13 protein-coding genes are annotated in these 19,119 nt (G+C 66.8%); 3 read left to right on the plus strand and 10 right to left on the minus strand.

Going from position 1 to position 19,119, the window contains the following annotated elements; all coding sequences use genetic code 11:
* Positions 1 to 116: 116 nt before the first annotated feature.
* Complete coding sequence (gene glnE / locus V3B46_RS21175; protein ID WP_329892830.1) at positions 117 to 2,912, minus strand: bifunctional [glutamate--ammonia ligase]-adenylyl-L-tyrosine phosphorylase/[glutamate--ammonia-ligase] adenylyltransferase; 2,796 nt, start codon at positions 2,910 to 2,912, stop codon at positions 117 to 119.
* Positions 2,913 to 3,394: 482 nt separating this feature from the next.
* On the opposite strand from glnE, the gene scpC reads away from it, so the two are divergent.
* A complete protein-coding gene (gene scpC / locus V3B46_RS21180) occupies positions 3,395 to 4,909 on the plus strand; it encodes a succinyl-CoA:acetate CoA-transferase ScpC (RefSeq protein ID WP_012509864.1) in 1,515 nt (504 codons plus the stop codon).
* A gap of 96 nt (positions 4,910 to 5,005) precedes the next feature.
* Here the strand turns inward: scpC and hglS are convergent, their stop codons facing one another.
* The 9 genes from hglS to V3B46_RS21225 all read right to left on the minus strand — a co-directional run bounded on the left by hglS (position 5,006) and on the right by V3B46_RS21225 (position 15,907).
* On the minus strand, positions 5,006 to 6,370 hold the full coding sequence (gene hglS / locus V3B46_RS21185; RefSeq protein ID WP_329892831.1) for a 2-oxoadipate dioxygenase/decarboxylase HglS: 1,365 nt from the start codon (positions 6,368 to 6,370) through the stop codon (positions 5,006 to 5,008).
* Between the two features lie 165 nt (positions 6,371 to 6,535).
* Positions 6,536 to 7,024: a hypothetical protein gene (locus V3B46_RS21190; protein WP_197617276.1), complete on the minus strand. Its 489-nt coding sequence runs from the start codon at positions 7,022 to 7,024 to the stop codon at positions 6,536 to 6,538.
* A 31-nt stretch (positions 7,025 to 7,055) separates the two neighbouring features.
* The gene (locus tag V3B46_RS21195; RefSeq protein ID WP_097048503.1) at positions 7,056 to 7,808 is read right to left on the minus strand and encodes an HAD family hydrolase; all 753 of its coding nucleotides are present in this window, start codon (positions 7,806 to 7,808) and stop codon (positions 7,056 to 7,058) included.
* A 95-nt stretch (positions 7,809 to 7,903) separates the two neighbouring features.
* Positions 7,904 to 8,314 carry an EF-hand domain-containing protein gene (locus V3B46_RS21200; protein ID WP_004139214.1) on the minus strand — a complete coding sequence of 137 codons (411 nt, stop codon included), beginning with the start codon at positions 8,312 to 8,314 and terminating at the stop codon, positions 7,904 to 7,906.
* A gap of 232 nt (positions 8,315 to 8,546) precedes the next feature.
* Complete coding sequence (locus V3B46_RS21205) at positions 8,547 to 8,918, minus strand: hypothetical protein (protein ID WP_010484205.1); 372 nt, start codon at positions 8,916 to 8,918, stop codon at positions 8,547 to 8,549.
* A gap of 168 nt (positions 8,919 to 9,086) precedes the next feature.
* The gene (locus V3B46_RS21210; protein ID WP_329892832.1) at positions 9,087 to 9,800 is read right to left on the minus strand and encodes a M15 family metallopeptidase; all 714 of its coding nucleotides are present in this window, start codon (positions 9,798 to 9,800) and stop codon (positions 9,087 to 9,089) included.
* Entirely contained in the window at positions 9,733 to 11,286 is a 1,554-nt protein-coding gene (locus tag V3B46_RS21215; RefSeq protein WP_329892833.1) for a serine hydrolase domain-containing protein, read from the minus strand. The genes V3B46_RS21210 and V3B46_RS21215 overlap by 68 nt, the downstream gene beginning before the upstream one ends.
* 55 nt (positions 11,287 to 11,341) lie before the next feature.
* Complete coding sequence (locus V3B46_RS21220; protein ID WP_329892834.1) at positions 11,342 to 14,365, minus strand: TonB-dependent receptor; 3,024 nt, start codon at positions 14,363 to 14,365, stop codon at positions 11,342 to 11,344.
* 51 nt (positions 14,366 to 14,416) lie between these two features.
* Positions 14,417 to 15,907, minus strand: a complete 1,491-nt coding sequence (locus V3B46_RS21225; protein WP_329892835.1) for a transglutaminase-like domain-containing protein — start codon at positions 15,905 to 15,907, stop codon at positions 14,417 to 14,419.
* Positions 15,908 to 16,039: 132 nt separating this feature from the next.
* Between V3B46_RS21225 and V3B46_RS21230 the strand changes: the two genes are divergently transcribed.
* Positions 16,040 to 17,476, plus strand: coding sequence for a C40 family peptidase (locus V3B46_RS21230; RefSeq protein ID WP_329892836.1), 1,437 nt, complete (start codon positions 16,040 to 16,042; stop codon positions 17,474 to 17,476).
* Positions 17,477 to 18,571, plus strand: coding sequence for a dipeptide epimerase (locus tag V3B46_RS21235; protein WP_005415027.1), 1,095 nt, complete (start codon positions 17,477 to 17,479; stop codon positions 18,569 to 18,571).
* The last annotated feature ends 548 nt before the right edge of the window (positions 18,572 to 19,119 follow it).

Here is a 19,119-nt window from a genome sequence, read left to right on the forward strand (position 1 = left end):
CATGAACGCTGATGGGTTGTGCCAACCAAGGTTGGCACCTACCAACAGCAGGCCAACGCTCAGATCATTGATCCGGCGGGGCATCGCCAGGCCATTGCCCTGGCGGGTGCAACCCTTCAGGCGAACGGCAGCTCCGCGGCGATGCACGCTGCCGTAATCGCCGCACACGCCTCTTCAATCGCGGGCGTGGTCGGTGCCAGTCGCGGACGTCGATCCAGCGTGCAGGCCAGCCCAACATCCAGCAGCGTGGCATGTGCTCCGTGCAGCGCCTGTGCGGTGTCTTCCGGCAGGAATCCGGCAACCGCCAACGCATCGATCAACGACGGCGTGTCGCGAGGCTGCAGCAACGCCACATGCTGGGCACTGCGCGCAAGCACACCGGTCTGCAGCAGGAACTCCAGGTCCACGACGCCACCCGCGCCCTGCTTCAGGTCCAGCCGCGCGGCATCGCTGCGGTCCAGTTCGGTGCGCATGCGCCCGCGCATCTTCAACACGTCCGCATACAGCACACCCGGATCGCGCTCACGCCCGAGCGTCTGCGCACGCACCTGCTCGAAGTCGGCCAACAGGCTGGCATCGCCGGCCACGCCACGCGCGCGCACCAGCGCCTGGTGCTCCCAGGTCCACGCGCGTTCGCGCTGGTATTCGGTGTAACTGGCCAACGAAGACACCAGCGAACCCTTGCCGCCATCCGGGCGCAGGCGCACGTCGATGTCGTACAGGCGACCGGCAGCGGTGACCGCGCCAAGGAGCGCCATCACCTTCTGCGCCAGCCGCGCATACCAGCGCCCCGGCTCCAGCGGACGCGCGCCATTGCTGGCATCCACCCCGGCCGGGTTGTCGTGCAGGAACACCAGGTCCAGATCGGAACCGAAGCCCAGTTCAAGCCCACCGAGGCTGCCATAGCCGATGATCGCGAAGCGCCCGCCGGCAATCTCGCCGTGCGCGGCATGCATGTCCGCTTCGGCCATCGCCAACACGGTGACCACCACTGCCTGCGCCAGCTCGGCCAGTTGCCGGGTGCTGTCCACCGCGCCCTGGCGGCCATCCAGCGTGGCCATCGCCATGCGGAAGCTGAGTGCCAGCCGCGTTTCATTGAGCCAGCGCAGCGCGGATTCGGGATCGTCCACCGCCAGCACCTGCTGGCACTCGGCCAGCATGCCGGCGGCATCCGGCATCGGCCCGGACACGCGCACGTCCAGCAGTTCGTCCAGCAGCAGCGGATACGCCGCCAACCGCTCGGCCAGCAGCGCGCTGCGCGCCAGCACGTCTACCAGCCGCGCCAACGCGCTGGGCTGTTCGTCCAGCAAGGCGAGATAACTCGTTCGGCGCAACACCGCCTGCAGCAGGCCAAGCACGCGCTTGAGCGCGGCATCGGGCTGTGGCGAGCGCGTGGCCGCATGCAGCAACGCGGGCAGTACGCGATCCAGCCGCGCACGCGCGGCATCGGACAACGACTTCACGCCGGTGCCCTGGGCGAAATCGCGCAGCGACTGGTCGGCGCCGTTGGCATCGAGGAAACCGGCTTCGGCCAGCAGCGGTGCGTTGCTGCCTTCGGGCAGGCTGCGCCAATAGTTGGCCAGCGCGTCGGGCGCGGCCTGGCCCTTGCGCGGTGCCAGCAACGCGGCGAATTCGGTACTGACCCGCTGCTGCTGCACGGCAAGCGCCGCACGCAGCACGTCCCAGTCGGGATAGCCCAGGCCGACGGCGATGCGTTCGCGGTCGAGCGCATCACTGGGCAACACATGCGTCTGCGCATCACGCAGCATCTGCAGGCGGTTTTCCAGCCGGCGCAGGAACAGGTACGCCTCGCGCAGTGCACTGCCATCCTCCGGCGCGATCTGCCCCGCAGCCACCAGTGCGTCCAGCGCCACCAGCAGCCGACGCTCGCGCAGTGCCGGTTCGCGACCACCGCGGATCAGCTGCAGCGCCTGGCACAGGAATTCGATTTCGCGGATGCCGCCGGCGCCGCGCTTGATGTCGTCGTGCAGTTCACGGCGCGCGACTTCGGCGGTGATTGCCGCCTTCATCTCGCGCAGGCCGTCGAGTGCGGTGAAGTCCAGGTAGCGGCGGTATACGAACGGTCGCAGGGTCTGCAGCCATGCTTCACCGGCGTCGATATCGCCGGCCACCGCGCGCGCCTTCAGCCAGGCGTAGCGTTCCCAGTCGCGGCCCTCGCGCTGGAAGTACTGGTCCATCGCGGCGAATGACAATGCGACGCGGCCGGCGCTGCCGAAGGGGCGCAGGCGCAGGTCGACACGGTGGCTGAAACCATCGACGGTGGTTTCGTCCAGCAACTTGGCCAGACGCTGGCCGAGGCGGGCGAAATACTCTTCGGCCGCCAACGGCCGCGGCCCATCGGATTCACCGCCCTGCGGATAGGCGTAGACCAGATCCACATCGGAACTGAAGTTGAGCTCGCCACCGCCGAGCTTGCCGAGGCCGAACACCACCAGCTGCTGCGGGTTGCCGTGTTCATCGGCGATGACGCCGTGGCGCTGGGCGAATTCCCGCTGCAGGGCATCCAGTGCCAGACGCAGGCAGTCCTCGGCCAGGGTGGTGGCACCTGCGAGGGTCTGCGGCACGTCGTCGAGGCCGGCCAGGTCGCGCCAGATCAGCCGTGTGGACATCGCGGTGCGCCAGCGACGGATCTGCGCCGGCCAGTCGCTGGGCTGCAGAGGATCGAGCACCGGCGTTGGGATCGGCGGGCAGCCGGGCGCGGCCAGCTGTGCCAGCAAGGCCGGTTGCCGCACGAGGGTGTCCAGCGCGAAGTCGCTGGCCACCGCCAGCTGGTTCAGCAAAGGCAGCAGGTCGGCCGGGACGGGCTCGGGCAGGACCTGGGCCAGGCGCGTCAGGGCGCGGTCGACAAGAGGCTGCAGGAAGGCGGGCAGGTCAGCGGGGGTGAGGGTCATGGGCTGATTGTATCGACCCGTTAACGCCGGCCGCTGCCCAGCGAATCCGATGACCCGGTAGTGCCGGCCGCTGGCCGGCAGATCCGACGATTCCGCCGCGGCCTCCCGCAGTTGCCGGCCAGCGGCCGGCACCCCCGGTCCGCGGCCCCCCGCGCCCGGCCCACCCCCCCCCCCCCCCGCCCCCCCCCGCCGCCCCCCCCCCCCCGCCGCCACTACCGATAATGGAGGCCGCGCATTCATATTGGGCGACAGGCAATAAAAAAGCCCGCTTGCAGCGAACTGCCAGCGGGCTCTGCTCCCTCCCCCACGTCGGGATGCAGGTCCATCGTGCGGGCTGCGAAAGCACTTTGCACGCTGCACTGCAAAACAAAACCGGCGGGTTTGGGTGACCCCTGCGGGAAAAGCCATTCCACGAAGGTAGAACCCCCCGTACGGATGAGGATGGCCGATAATCGGAATTCCCCCCAGCAACACGTGTCGTCATGTCTGTTGATCGCATCGCCAACGCGCGTCTCCGTGACCGCGTGGTCTCCGCAGAGGCCGCAGCCGCGCTGATCCAGCCCGGTGAAACCGTGGCCATGAGCGGCTTTACCGGCTCCGGGTATCCCAAGGCCGTTCCCGTTGAACTGGCCCGCCGCATCGAAGCGGTGCATGCCCAGGGCCAGCCCTTCCAGATCAGCCTGATGACTGGCGCCTCCACCGCGCCGGAACTCGATGGCGCGCTGGCCAAGGCCGATGGCATCGCCATGCGCATGCCGTTCCAGAGCGACCCGGATGCGCGCAACCGCATCAACGAGGGCAAGCTGGATTACATCGACATCCACCTCAGCCACGTGGCCCAGCACGTCTGGTTCGGCTTCTATGGCGAAATCGATACCGCCGTGATCGAAGTCTCGGCCATCCGCGAAGACGGTTCGCTGGTGCCCTCCACCTCGGTGGGCAACAACAAGACCTGGCTGGACCTGGCCAAGAAGGTGATTGTCGAGGTCAACGAATGGCAGCCGGCCGGCGTTGACGGCATGCATGACATCTACTACGGCACGGCGCTGCCGCCGCACCGCAAGCCGATTCCGCTGGTGAACGCCAACGACCGCATCGGCGACACCGCGCTGCGCTGCGACCCGGACAAGATCGTGGCCGTGGTGCGCACGAACGGCCCGGACCGCAACAGCCCGTTCAGCCCGATCGATGCAACCAGCGAACAGATCGCTTCGCACCTGATCGAGTTCCTCAAGCACGAGGTGAAGAAGGGCCGCCTGCCGCCAAACCTGCTGCCGCTGCAGTCGGGCGTGGGCAACATTCCGAATGCGGTGCTGGCCGGCCTGGCCAAGAGCGGTTTCCGCGACCTGGCCGCATTCACCGAAGTGATCCAGGACGGCATGCTCGACCTGCTGCGCGATGGCGTGCTGAGTTATGCCTCGTGCACCGGCTTCGCGCTGAGCCCGCAGGCCAACGAGACGTTCAAGGAGAACATCGATTTCTACCGCGAACGCATCATCATGCGCACGCAGGAAATCTCCAACCATCCGGAACTGGTACGCCGCCTCGGCTGCATCGGCATGAACGGCATGATCGAAGTGGACATCTACGGCAACGTCAATTCGACGCACGTGATGGGCACGCGGATCATGAACGGTATTGGCGGTTCCGGTGACTTCGCCCGCAACGGTTTCCTGTCGGCGTTCCTCAGCCCGTCCACCGCGAAGAACGGCACCATCTCGGCGATCGTGCCGATGGCCAGCCATGTAGACCACACCGAGCACGACGTGTCGGTGATCGTCACCGAGCAGGGCCTGGCCGATCTGCGTGGCCTGACCCCGCGCAAGCGTGCGCAGGTGCTGATCGACAACTGCGCGCACCCGGATTTCCGCCCGCAGCTGCAGGATTACTTCGACCGCGCCAGCCGCGAGAGCTACGGCAAGCACACCCCGCACCTGCTGCCGGAAGCGCTGTCGTGGCACCAGCGCTGGCTGGATACCGGCACGATGAAGGGCTGAGATCCGGGGCCCCTGGTAGAGCCGGGGGGGGGGGGGGGGCCCCCCCCCCCGCCCCCCCCCCCCCCCCCCCCCCCCCCCCCCCCCCCGGCTCTACCTTCACGCGGTGCGCAGCGCCGCCAGCGATTCGGCCTGCAGCCGCTCGTAGATCTCGAACTCGTCATTCACCGCCACGCCCAGCGCCTGCTCGAAGGCATCGCGGTTGGCGTGTGCGGCATACGCACGCTGTTCTTCACCGCCCAGGTTCGACTGGAAGATGCCTGCGGCGCTGACCGGCAGGAAATCCTCGTAGACGATCGGGTCGGCGGTGGCCAGGCCCCCGGCCACCAGCACTTCGGCCGGCAGATCAGCCACGCGCTCCGGCGCGGCGCGGCCTGCATCGGTCAGCTGGTAGCGGTAATAGCCCAGGCCTTCCTGGCGCAGCGTGTCATGGTCATCTGGGAAGCTGGCGAACACCGCCTGCAGGCGCTGGCCGTAGTCGCCGCCGGTGCTGCCTTCGCCACCGGCATCGCGCGCCTGCGACAGCAGCTGGTCGTACAGCGCGCGGCCCTTCGGGGTCAGGGCCAGGCCGCGCTGTTCGATCTCGCCAAAGCGCGCAGTATGGGTGCCGGCATCGCCGCCGTCGCTGTCCGGGAAATGGACCGCTTCTTCCAGTGCCTTGAAGCTGGTCTGGCGCAGCAGGATCGGGCAGGCGCGGCGCGGCGGGCCTTCGATCACCGCCTTGGCGGCCATGCCGTGTTCGATCATCGCGGCCTGCGCAGCGTCGATATCCAGCGTACGCGGCGTCAGATGGTTGATGTGCGGGCCGCGGAAGCTGACCACGTCGGCCACCAGGCGATGCGCGTTGTGCAGCGCGTGGTAGGTCGGCAGATCGACGGTGGCGTCGCCATGCCAACGGAAAGTTTCCAAGGCTTCATCGACGAAGCGCCCGGCATCGGCCTGCGACAGGCCACCTTCACGCTCGGCCTGGTCGATCAGCGCCAGTGCGCCCTCGGTGAAGATGTGGCGGCGCGCAAGGATCTTCGCCGATTCGGCGCGCAGCGCTTCGTCTTCGATCAGCTCCAGGCGCAGCAGCGAAGTGAACACGCGGAACGGGTTCTGTGCAAGCGCAGCGCCGGTGAGCGGGCGGAACGCGGTGGAATGCACCGGCACGCCGGCCACAGACAGGTCGTAGTAACCGACCGGATACATGCCCATCACCGCGAACAGGCGGCGCAGCGTGGCCAGTTCCTGCACGGTGCCGACCCGGATCGCGCCGTGGCGCTCTTCATCCAGGCGCGCGCGCTCGTCGTTGCGCTGCAGCTGCGCGGCCAGCGCAGGGTCCTGGTCAAGCACCTGCGCGTTGATCCGCTCCACCAGTTCCACCAGCGTGCCGTACAGCGGCACTTCGGTGCGGTACATACGGGACATGGCCTGCGCGAACAGGCGGCGGATCACATCAGGCGAAACGAAAGAGGCGCTCATCAGTCACTCGATTACGGGAACGGGGAACAGCTCGAACCCGTATTGTCGCCGGAGCGCGGGGCCGCGGCGATATGCAGAGCAACATGAAGGAAATCGATAGTGCCGGCCGCTGGCCGGCAACCTCCGGATGCCTGGAATGATGCAGTTGCCGGCCAGCGGCCGGCACTACCGCTTGAGCTGGCGCCTCAGGGTGGCGTCCAGGGTGATCGGCCGGTCCCAGTGCTGGTAGCTGGCCACGATGGCGTGGCGCAGCGCGCGGTAGTGCAGGTTGTCCGGCTTGGTCGGCATGCGCTTCACCACCGCCTCCCAGCCGCCCTCCGGGTCCTGGCTGAAGGCGCGCACGCTGTCGCGGCAGGTCTGGCCGCTGGCCTTGGCCCAGAAGCAGGCGAAGTAGATATCCCCGGCCTGCCAGCCATGGGTGGTGAACAGCGCGCTGATGTAACCGCGCGGCACGCCGGCATAGCGCGACACTTCGTCGAGGAAAGCGTCGGGGTAGCGTTCGGCGTAGTGGTTGATGTCCTGCAGCTGGGCATCGACCCAGCGGTCACCGGTTTCCACCGTGTAGGCCGCCGAACGCTCGGCGGTCTGCTGGGCCAGCACGGTGGCCGGCACCAGCAGCAGGGACAACAACAGCGCGCGCAGTCGGACGTTCATGCCCCGATTCTGCCGCAGCCGCCGGGTCCTGTCAGGCCGCCGCAGCCGCCTTGGCCTCGATCGCGGCCAGTGCGGCCGGCCAATCATGGGCGGTATCGGCAGTGACCATGCGCGGTTCGTCGTCGGCCACGCCATGCTGGGTCTCGTGGGCCCAGGTCACCGCGTACGGGGTATGCACGCCCCAGCCACCCAGGGTCACCACCGGCTCGATGTCCGAGCGCAACGAGTTGCCGACCATCACGAAGCGCTGCATCGGCAGGTCGAATTCGGCCAGCACGCGGGCGTAGGTTTCCGGGTCCTTCTCCGAGACGATCTCGATGCGCGGGAACAGCTCGGCCAGGTTGGCGACCTTGATCTTGGCTTCCTGGTGGAACAGATCGCCCTTGGTGATCAGTACCACCGGATAATCTTCGGCGATCGCCGCCACTGCTTCACGCACGCCGTCGATCAGCTCGACCGGGTGGCGCAGAGTGTCGTGGCCGATCTCCAGGATGCGCTGGATGTCCTTGGCCTCGATGCGCTGGCCGGTGATGTCGATGGCCGCTTCGATCATCGACAGGGTCATGCTCTTCACGCCGTAACCGAAGGTGCCCAGGTGGCGCTGCTGCACTTCCAGCAGGTGGCGTGCGGTCTGCGTGTCATGCACGTCGACGTAGCGCGACAGCAGGTCAAGATAATCCTGCTCGGCCTTGCGGTAGTAGTCCTCGCTCTTCCACAGCGTATCGTCACCGTCAAAACCGACCAGGCCGATGGCGCGCGACGGCGCAGGCGTGGAGGTGTTCATCGCACAAGGATACAGGGGTGCTGGTGACGATAAAAACCCGGGCGGCTGCAGCCGCCCGGGTCCCCATGCACCGGTCTTCCCGAATCAGGCGTCGATCAACGGCCCTGCGCCGCGCCGGCACCCGCACCGGCCTGCTGCGCGGCCACGTAGGCCTTGTACTCATCGGCGCTCAGCTCGCCGTCCTTGTTGGTATCGGCCTGGTCAAACACCTGGGCCAAGCCTGCGTTCACCTGTGCCTCGGTTTTGCTGATGGTGCCGTTGCCATCGGTATCGATGCTGGCCCAGGTCTGGCCACCGCCATTGGCCTGGGCCGAAGCCGCTGCGGCCGCATTGGTTGCCTGGTCAGCCGCCTGCCCTGCCTGTGCCGCCGACTGCTGCGCCTGCGCGGCCTCGTTCTGTGCCTGCGCGGCCTGCTGCTTGGCCGACTGGGCCATCGCCGGAATGGCCAGCACGCTGCCGGCGGCGACGATCAGGGCGATCAGGGGCTTGCGGTTGCGAATAGTCATCAGGGGTGTCTCCTACCAATTGGGTGGTGTTGCGCGGCGTGTTGTCTCCGCACGGCGCCTACCCTGCCACCGTCTTTCTGAATCGATTTTGCTCCGCGACCGGCATCAACACGCACGATTAACCACTCGCCTACGCGCATGCTCTAGCGCGGTGGTTAGCAGCGAGTGAGCAGCTCATAAGATGCGCATTCAGCGCTGCCGGATTTAACCGGCAACCAACGAAAAACCTGCGTCAGTCGACGTTCTGAGCCGATGACCGCGAACTGAACAACACCCAGCCGAGGGCAACACCGGCGAGCGCACCGGCGATTTCCAGCACTACGCGGCTGCCAAGTTCGTTCGGATCGTGGATGGTTGCGAGGAACAGGCGCGCATACAGGGGCGACTCCAGACGCACGATGCCCATGTAGAACAGCTTCCAGGCATCGATGCCGGCGGAGATGATCACGGCGATGACGCAGGACCAACCGATCGCGTGGCCGACCGTCCAGTGCAGGAGCCGGCACAGCTGCGACCACAGGAAGTACACCAGCAGCCCGACCAGCAGGGCGATGGCGCCCGCTTCGAGGGTACCGAGCAGGCCGAAGTGCAGGGGGAGGTTCATCGGGTGGGCAACGGTGGGATGGCGGCCAGTGTAAGGGTATCGGCAGGGCGGCGCCCTGCTACGCGCCATCGCGCCAATCCGGTCTCTGGTGGATCCACGCCATGCGTGGATCTACCGTGTCGACCAGGGTCGACACCTACCAGCAGCAGCGACCCTCTGCCGATATCCCTACCGCACGGGGACGTCGTATGCGGTGCCCGGGTCCGGTTCGGGCTGCAGGGTGTAGTGCCACCACTCCTGCGGATAATTCACGAAGCCACGCTGGGCCATCGCGCGTACCAGCTGTTGTCGATTCACCTGCTGCACCTCGCTCAACCCGCTTGTCTGCGTGTGCGCACGAGGGCCGAAGAAATCGAAATCCGTCCCCATGTCCAGCGGCGTGCAGGTACCGCTACGGCAATCGAGCAGGCCGAGATCGACGGTGGCACCGCGACTGTGGCCGGAGCGCTCGGCGATGTAGCCGTCGGCCAGCAGCCGTGGCTTGTCCAGATCCGGGTACTGCAAAGCCTTGCGCGAGCGCTCGCGCGGATCGTTCACCCAGGCCATGAAGGCCTGCACCGAACGCACCGGCCGGTAGCAGTCGTAGAGGCGCAGGCCAAAGCCATCCGCGCGCAGGTCCTGTTCCACCTGTGCCAGTGCCTTGGCCACCGGCGCCAGCAGGTAACAAGACGGCGCCTCGTAACCCGGCACGCGCGCGGCGGTGAAGTTGTTGGCGCTGGCGTAGCGGATGTCCATGTCGATGTCTGGCGACAACGTGCGGATCTCCACTAATCCGGCGCTGGCGGCATCGGTGGCCGGCGAAACACGCGGCGGCTCAGCGGCGCTGGCGCTCGCTGCCAGGGCAGTCGCCAGTACGAGTGAAATGCAGGTCCTGGAAGTCATAGCTGAAGTCGATGTCCGGGTCGATGGCACGCAGGTCCAGCGTAGGCGGTGCACCGTCACCGGGCTGCAGCCAAGCCTGTGCGTCTTCGCCCAGCGTATCCCAGCGCAGCAGCCAGCGCCCCTGCAACTGCAGCACCGCAGCCTGCAATCGGGGCGACTTGTCCACGCTGAAGCGCAGGCCGTCCGCGCCCGGGCACAGTGAGGCCGGGCCCAGCCACGGATCGCGGTAACGGCCCTGCCAGCGTGGCAGATCCGCGCGGCTCGTCTCCTGCGCCGCAACAGTGGACGGCCGCGAATGGCCGGTCGCCGCCCGGGTTGCCTGGTCTGCCTTCAATTCGGCCAGGTACTCCATCGCTGGCCGCGCATCGTCCGCTGCGGTGAAGCGCTTCAGCGCGGTCTGCATCAACGCGGTACGCGCATCCTCACCCTCACCGTTGATCAGCATCACCACACCCACCTTGCGGTCGGGCAGCAGCGCCAGCGACGAGTACATCCCCGACAGCGTGCCGGTGTGTGCCACCTTCCACTGCCCATCCATGTCAGACACGCGCCAGCCATAGCCATAGCCGTAGAAGTGCGCATTGTCCCAGCGCCGCTGGCGCTCACCCAATGGCATTGGCATGTGCAGGGTCCACAGCGTGCGCCGCTGCTCGCTGCCCAGCCAGTCCGGTACCAGCGCAGGATCCAGCAGTACCTGCATCCAGCGCGTCATGTCGCGCAGCGAACAGCGGATGCCTCCGGCAGCCATGGACGGCAGGTCCGGGCTGATGGCACCGTCAGCGTTCACCACCTCATTGCGATCACCACGCCAGGCATGTGGCTGCGCGACGTTGCCCACGCGTTTCACCGACCAGGCCCCCACCTGGCAGCGCGCCATGCCGAGTGGTTCAAACACCTGCTCGCGCATCAACTGGTCGTACGGCTTGCCGCCGGCCGCAGCGGCCACTTCGCCGGCCACCACGTACATCAGGTTGTCGTAGGCATAGTGGCTGCGGAAGCTGCTGACCGGCTTCAAGTGCGCCAGCCCGGCAATGATGTCGGCGCGGGTGAATGTGTTCGGCTCCGGCCACAGCATCAGATCACCGGCGCCCAGGCCGAGACCGCTGTTGTGGATCAGCAGGTCGCGCACCTGCATCTGCCCGCCCACCCACGCATCGTGCATGCGGAAACCCGGCAGATGTCGCTGCACCGGGTCGTCCCAGCGCAGCTTGCCCTGCTGCACCAGCCGCGCCAGCAACGCGCCGGTCATCGCCTTGCTGTTGGAGGCGATCTTGAACAGCGTGTTCTCGTCGATGCGGCCGCCATCTCCACGCGCGCCCTCGGCATGGCGATACACCACCTGTCCGTTCTCGACCACCGCCATCGCCAGCCCGGGGAGATGTTCGACCCGGACCACGGCGGCGACATCGGCATCAATTGAAGCGGTGTCGATCGCCGATGCGGAGGGTGCGGTCAATGCGGCCGCGAGGATCAGCAGATGATGCATGCACGCTTCCCTTCCAATGCCCGCGCCGCCCACGCGGACGGCACGGGATGCGGCCTCAGAAATTCCAGGTCACCACCAACTGTGTATAGCGCGGAGCCTGCCAGCGCGTCCCGGTGGCGAACGTCGCCTCACGGTACTGGCCGGGCTGCGCTTCATAGCGCTGGTGCACGTTGATGGTCTTCTGGTTGTTGAACAGGTTGTAGACCGACAGCCGTGCGCTGAGGTCGATGCCCTCCACCGGCAGGCGCCAGGTCACATTGGCGCCCATGGTCCAGGTCCAGGGCAGGCGGCCAAACGCGCCGCGCGGACTGTACTCGAACTGCCGCTGATTGTAGGGGCCGGAGCAGTTGGCCACGCACAGCCAGCCGGTGCCACCGCCACTGCCTTCGCTGGAGGTGCTGCCACCGGCAATGGAGTCGTTCGGCCACATCACGCCATAGGCGGTGATCGGGCCACCGGACTGCACCTGCAGCGTGGTACCGAACGACCACTGCTTGCTCAGCGCATACGCGGCACGCAGCTTGAACTGATGGCGGAAGTCGTTGAACAGAACACCATAGCGTTCATTGGTGGCCGGGTGGTCCCAGAACTGCACCATGCCGGTGTCACCGTAGTTGGTATCGGAGTTCACCGGGCCTTCGAAGTTGCCTTCGCTCTTCGACCACAGATAGGACGCATTGAACATCCACTTCTCGTCCCACGCGCGATCGATCTGGAACTCCAGCGCCTTGTAGGTGCGCTTGGGCTTGGAGTAACCGATCACCTCGCCGCTGCCGCCCTTGCGATAGCCGCTGTTGGCGGTATCGATGGTGATCCAGCCCTCGTTGGCGCAGCCGATGCTCCTGTCGCCCCAGATTGTCAGGCTCTCGCCCGGGTTGGCGATCGGCCACAGCGTGCTCGGGGTCGGGCCGCACGGGGTGTAGTTGATGCGGATGTCATCCAGCGCACGGGTCATCCGTCGATAGGTGGCGTTGACGCCCCAGGACCACGCCTGGTTGATCATGTTCTGGAAGCCGAGGATGTACTCGTCCTGGTAGACCGCCTTGAGATCGCGGTCCACGCTCTGGCGCAGGTCGGCACCGCCGGTGTTCATGCGGGTATCGGTCGGCCCGATCTGCTGGCCGACGATCGGTGCCATGTACGGCGAACCGGTCGGCGAGGTTTTCTGTTCCCAGCCATTGAGCACGTAATAGCTGTATTCGTCGGTGAGACCACCGGCGAAGTTCACGTTGATGTTGTTGGTGACCGGCAGGTAGTAGCGGCCGGCGTTGCCGAACAGCTTGGTGCTTCCATCACCGCGCATGTCCCACGAGAAGCCCACACGCGGCGCGATCAGGTCGTCCATCTTGATGAACGCCTTGCCGGCGGCGGTTCGGTTCTCGAAGCGGTCCCAGCGCACGCCGAGGTTGAGCATCAGGTTCGGCGTGATGTTCCAGATGTCTTCCACGTAGAAGGCATTGGCTTCAGTCTCGAACGTGCCTCCCGACTTGCGGTTGCGCGCACGCAGCATTTCGGTAACGCCTGCTGGTACGTAGGCATTGGCACCGTCCCAGACTTCATCGCCAGGTCGCGCCACGTAGGCTGTGTAGCTCAACTCGGTCGGACCAGGGTAGCGGGTAGACTGCTCGGTGGTCATCAGTTCGCGGTCGACACCGAAGCGCAGCAGGTGATCACCCAGCTGCCATTCGAAGTCCAGCCGCGCCACGTCACGGGTGTCGTCGCGCTCGGCCACCGCCGCACCGGTCGGGTGGCAGCCCGCGCGCAGGCCCTGCAGCTTGCCCAGGCGCGGGCCGTAGCTGCTGTCGGTGAACACCGGGCTGCAGGCCTGGTCCAGCGACGAATTGGTGAACGCACGCTGGTTGTTCTGGCCGACCATGGCGCGGGCGGTGAAGTTCTGGCCGAAGTGGCCGGTATAGGTGGCCGACCAGTTGCGACCACCCGTCTCGGTGACCGAATCGCCGCCCCATGCACCCAGCTGGTCTGCGTTCCAGTTGTAGCCATACGAGGCGTTGGTGACGTCACCTTCGTCGGAGAACGCTAGCAGCGCCAGGCTGTGGTTGTCGTTGATGTTCCAGTCCAGCTTGGTGCCCCAGAAGCCGTTGCCGGAATCATTCTTGAACCAGGTACTGCCATCGGACGAGGTATTGTGTCCCTTGTCGCTGCGGTCTTCGTACATCGCGAACAGGAACAGCTTGTCCTTGATGATCGGGCCAGAGCCCCAGACATTGGTCTTCAGGAAGGAGTTGTTGTCGCGGCTGCCGTAGGAATGCGGAGTGCCGTCGCGGTGGAAATGATCGCCACCGCTGGCGCGCCACGCGCTGGGCTCGGCGGTGACTTCAACACCGCCCTCGAAATCATTGCTGCCCGAACGGGTCACCGCATTGATCACGCCACCGGTAGAGCGGCCGAACTCGACCGAGTAGCCGCCGGTCTTGACCTGGAATTCCTTGAAGAAGGCGAACGGCGCGGTGCTGAAGCCGCGACGGGTGTACATGTCGGTGACATTCAGGCCATTGATGAAGACGGCATTCTCGGCCACCGACGAGCCTGCGAACGACAAGCCACCGAACGACGAGTTGCCGCCGACCACGCCCGGCGCCATCAGCGCCACGGCGGACAGGTCCTGCGCCACCGGCAACCGCGAGATCTCTTGGCGGTTGATGTTGAACGAGGTCTCGGTGGAGTAGACGTCCACGCGGTTGATCACACGGGTGCCGACCACCTGCAGCGCATCGAGATTGGTGACACCGCCGCCACTTGCCAGATTGACCGTGGTGGTGCCGCCGACAGCGACGCTGACAGCAACCTGATCGCCAAGCTTCTGGCCATCACGGCTGAGCTGCAACTGGTAGTCGCCCACCGGTAGCTGGCCCAGGCGATAGCTGCCATCTGCACCGACTGTGACAGAGCGGGTCAGGCCCGTGCTGTTGCTGACCACGGTCACCTGGTCACCGGCGGTGGCGCGGCCCGCCACCGCGCCGCTCACGTTCTGCGCCATTGCGGTGCCGGGCAGCATCACGCCCAGACACGCCCCGAGGGCGACGCACAACGCCGCCCGCTTGATGCTGTAAGCCTTCATCCCCTGCTCTCTCCTGCAAGAATTGAATGGTGTGGAATGCGATGTGTCGCGCTAGCGTTGCCTGGCTGGCAGTACCCGCCACTGGAAGTCGTAGCTCCATTGGTCGAAGTACAGGTTGCCGCCTGCCCACTCGGCCTCGCCGCGCTGCGAGTCGACCGTTTCCGAGCGGAAGTGCTGCTTGGCCGGCACGAAGGGCTGGCCGAAATCATCGTTGAAGGCGATGCGGTAGCCGTCGAGGCCACCCAGGTAGAAGTCGCGCAGGGCCGGCACATCGCTGGCCAAGGCGCCGGTGGTCACGTCCATCGGCAGCCAACCGTAGGGCGCCAGGTAGACCTGCCCCCAGTCATGCAGGTTGTTGTAGCCGCTGCCATCGTCGGAGAACACCATGCCCGACTGCCAGCGCGCGGGAATGCCGTTCATGCGCAGCAACGCGATCAGCAACAGGGTCTGTTGGCCGCAGTCGGCATGGCCAGCATGCAGCGCGTAGTCGCTGATGTTGCTGAGCGTGGAGTATTCGCGCGCACCGGCCCACGGAATGCGATCCACCGCAGCAAACAGCTTGCGCACCACTTCGTACGGGCGCGTCTCGCCCTGCAGCACCTGGTTGGAGAACAGCTTCAATGCCGGCGTGAAGCGCACATGTGGCAGCTGCTCGGCCAGATAGGGCTTCAGTGCGGGATCATTCGGTGTGGCCCGCACCTTCGCCGGATCGATCGCAGTATGCCGGGCCAGGATCGTGACCGCGTAGCGGACCTCGAAGCGCATCGGCTGTCCCGCCACCGCCTTGGCTTCCAGATAGGCGGTGCGCTGCGGAGTGCTGGCCGGTGCCACGCGCGCCCTGCCGGGGGTGCTGCCCAGCCACTGCACGCGTTCCTGTTGGCCAGGAATTTCGCGCGGGTATGGAATCCAGGCGCGCACGGTTTCGCCGGCCGGGACGGCATCGGCCTTCACTGTGAGCGACTGGGTGAATTCAATGCGCTGCGGCAGTACCGACGCCTGGCCACTCTGTTCGGCTGCGGCAAGCACGCGTGCGTGGTGCGCGTTGAGCACCTCGTTTGGTCCCGGCGGTGACATCGGTGCATCCGCGCGGCGGCGTGCGCGAGCCTCATCACTGAGCAGGAACAGGTTCGACGGTGCACGCTTGAAGTACCAACGCGTGCCATCGATGTCGAGATGCTCGATCAGGCCGAGCTGATCCCAGCGCGCGAATTCCTCGTCGGTCAGGTCGGGAATCCAGCGGCGCACGGCAGACTTGGCGGCGGTTTCGTCGAGGGAAAAATCCAGGCGGATGCGGCGCATGCGTTCTTCCTGGAACGCGATGTCGTCGAAACTGACGCCAGGCTCCGCCGCGTCGGCGGCCGACCAGGTGTTCAGTTCGCTGTGAGCTTCAAAGAACCGTCCCGCGTCGATCATCTGCACGACGCGCGCGAACTGGATGGCCGAGGGCGGCGGCTCCGCTCCCGCCGACCACGCCCACAGCAGCAGCGCGGCACTCAGGCCGGCGGCGGCAGACAGACGCGGTTTGCGAACGGCAGACTCCACAGCGACACTTCCCCAGCGCGGGTGGTAACGGCTGTGTAACACGGGCCGGGATGCCGGTCAATAATTTATTCTTGATTTCGGAGCCGAAAGGAATAAATATTCCAACAGGCATTCGAGGAGGGTGTGCAGCGCATGATCCTGGCTTCCCGCGAACCGCGCCGGCACTGGCCGCGCCGGTTGACCCTGGCCCTGTGCCTGCTGGCTGCCCCAGCCTTCGCACAGTCCGCCCCGGCACCCGATCCCGGCGCACCGCTGCCCTATGTGATCGGCCTGCACGAGGCCTACCTGACCCCGCAGTACTGGGCCGCGCGCTTGGACAGCGCCGATGCGCCGATTCTGGATCGCGCGCAGATCGAAGCGCAGAACGCGCGCATGCGGGCACAGGACAGCCACATCCAGGACATCGCCGCACTGCCCGCCCAGCTTGATACGGCGGCGGTGCGCGCCAGCATCACCACGCTGTCGAGCTGGCCCAGCCGCACCCTGTACAACGACAAGGGCCAGGTGATCGCGCCCGCTTTGCGCAGCGCGATCGAAGCCAATCTGGGCCTGCAGTCCCTTCCCGCGCAGACGACACCGCAATACGGGCTGGTGGTGAAGCGTGCCGCGCTGCGCACCTTCCCCACCCGCGAACGCGTCTTCAGCGCCGTCGGCGACACCGACATCGACCGCTTCCAGGAATCAGCGCTGTTCCCCGGCGACAAGGTCGCCGTGGTCCACCGCAGTGCCGACGGTCGCTGGCTGTTCGTGCACAGCGAGCGCTATAGCGCATGGATCGAGGCCGACGCCATCGCCAGCGGCGACAAGGCCACGGTACTCGGCTATGGCACCACGGGCCCGTACCGCATCGTCACCGGCGCCACCGCGCAGACTGCCTACACCCCGGAAGAACCGCGCGTCTCGCGCCTGCAGCTGGACATGGGCGTGCGCCTGCCGGTGCTGGCTGACTGGCCTGCGTCAGAGCCGGTGAACGGTCAGCAGGCGCATGCATCGTGGGTGGTGCAGTTGCCGGTACGCGAGGCCGATGGTCGATTGAAGCTGGTGCCGGCGCTGCTGCCACGCTCGCAGGACACCGCCGCCGATTACCTGCCGCTGACCCCGCGCCTGCTGCTGCAGCAGGCCTTCAAGTTCCTCGGCGAGCGCTACGGTTGGGGCCACGACTACGACACCCGCGACTGCAGCGGTTTCGTTTCCGAGATCTACCGCAGCTTCGGCGTGCTCCTACCGCGCAATACCAGCGCGCAGGCGGTCAGCCCGGCGCTGGACCGCGTGCCATTCACCGACAAGGACGGCAAGGCCGTGCGCGACCGCGCCGTCACCGATCTGCAGGTGGGCGATCTGGTCTACATTCCCGGCCACGTGATGATGGCCATCGGCCACGTCGACGGCCGCACCTGGGTGATCCACGATACGGCGGGCGGCAGCTGGTTCGGTGCCGGCGGCAAGCGCGTGCAGGCCCACCTCAATGGTGTTTCGGTCACCCCGCTGGAGCCGATGATGGCCAGCGACAGCGTCCGCTACATCGACCGCATCACCAACATCCAACGCCTGCGTGCCAAGACCCCCTGAATGAAGATCACTGCCATCGAACTGGGCATGCTGCGCGTGCCGCTGAAAACACCCTTCAAGACCGCCCTGCGCACGGTGGAAACCGTGGAAGACGTGGTGGTGCTGATCCGCACCGACAGCGGCAACACCGGCTACGGTGAAGCCCCGGCCACCGCGGTGATCACCGGCGATACGCACGGCTCGATCATCGAAGCGATCCGCCACTTCATCGCCCCGCGCCTGATCGGCCAGGACGTGGTCAACCTCAACCACCTGTGCACGCTGGTGCAGACCGCCATGGAGCGCAACACCAGCGCCAAGGCGGCGGTGGAGATCGCCCTGTACGACCTGTGGGCGCAGCTGCACGGCGCACCGCTGTACCAGATGCTGGGCGGCGGCGACCCGGTCATCACCACCGACATCACCATCAGCGTGGACTACATCGACAAGATGGTGGCCGACTCGCTGTCGGCCATCGAACGCGGCTTCGAATCGCTGAAGATCAAGGTCGGCAAGGACATCGGCCTGGACATCGAGCGGGTGAAGGCGATCCACGCCGCCGTGGAGGGCCGCGCCCTGCTGCGCCTGGACGCCAACCAGGGCTGGACCGCCAAGCAGGCCGTGCACGCCATGCGCACCCTGGAAGAAGCCGGCGTGGTGCTGGAACTGCTCGAGCAGCCGGTGAAAGCGGCCGACATCAGCGGCCTGAAGTATGTGACCGACCGGGTCAACACGCCGGTGATGGCCGACGAAAGCGTGTTCAGCCCCAGCCAGGTGATGGACCTGATCCAGCAGCGCGCGGCGGACATCATCAACATCAAGCTGATGAAGACCGGCGGCCTGTCCAACGCGATCCGCATTGCCGACATCGCCGGCATCTACGGCGTGCCGTGCATGATCGGCTGCATGATCGAATCGAGCATCAGCGTGGCCGCCGCCGTGCACCTGGCCGTGGCCAAGAGCGATGTGATCACCAAGGTCGACCTGGACGGCCCTTCGCTGGGCCAGTTCGACCCGGTCAGCGGCGGCGTGCATTTCAATGAATCGGAGATCAGCATCAGCGACGTACCGGGGCTGGGCATCACCGAAGTGCGTGGGCTGGAGATGCTGGGTTGATCTCTGCCTTGCGGCTTGCCTGGCGTACAACTGACTTTGGGTCGGGCGTTACTTTTCTTTTCGCGAAAAGAAAAGTAACCAAAAGAAACGCTCCGCCGGCCGCGAGCCGACGTGCTGTGCACGTCGGTGCCCTGTGCTCCTCGGTCCGGCGAGGGACGGCGCGGAACTCGCTGCGCTCAGACACCCGCGCCTCTTCGCCCTCGCCGGACCTGCGGTGCTCGGCTCGCTACAAGGCGGACTCAACGTCAAAGGCAACAGCTGCACCCAGTAGATCCACGCCATGCGTGGATGCTCCTGCTCTTGCTTCTGCCCAACCCCGTACCCCCTTCGCGGCTGGCACGCGCGCGATCTGTCCGGGGTGGGGGGGGGGGGGGGGGGGGGGGGGGGGGGGGGGGGGGGGGGGGGGGGGGGGGGGGGGGGGGGGGGGGGGGGGGGGGGGGGGGGGGGGGCGGGGGGGGGGGGGGGGGGGGGGGGGGGGGGGGGGGGGGGGGGGGGGGGGGGGGGGGGGGGGGGGGGGGGGGGGGGGGGGGGGGGGGGGGGGGGGGGGG

It is taken from the genome of Stenotrophomonas sp. SMYL11 (genome assembly GCF_036320005.1).
Taxonomy (GTDB): Bacteria; Pseudomonadota; Gammaproteobacteria; order Xanthomonadales; family Xanthomonadaceae; genus Stenotrophomonas; species Stenotrophomonas maltophilia_A.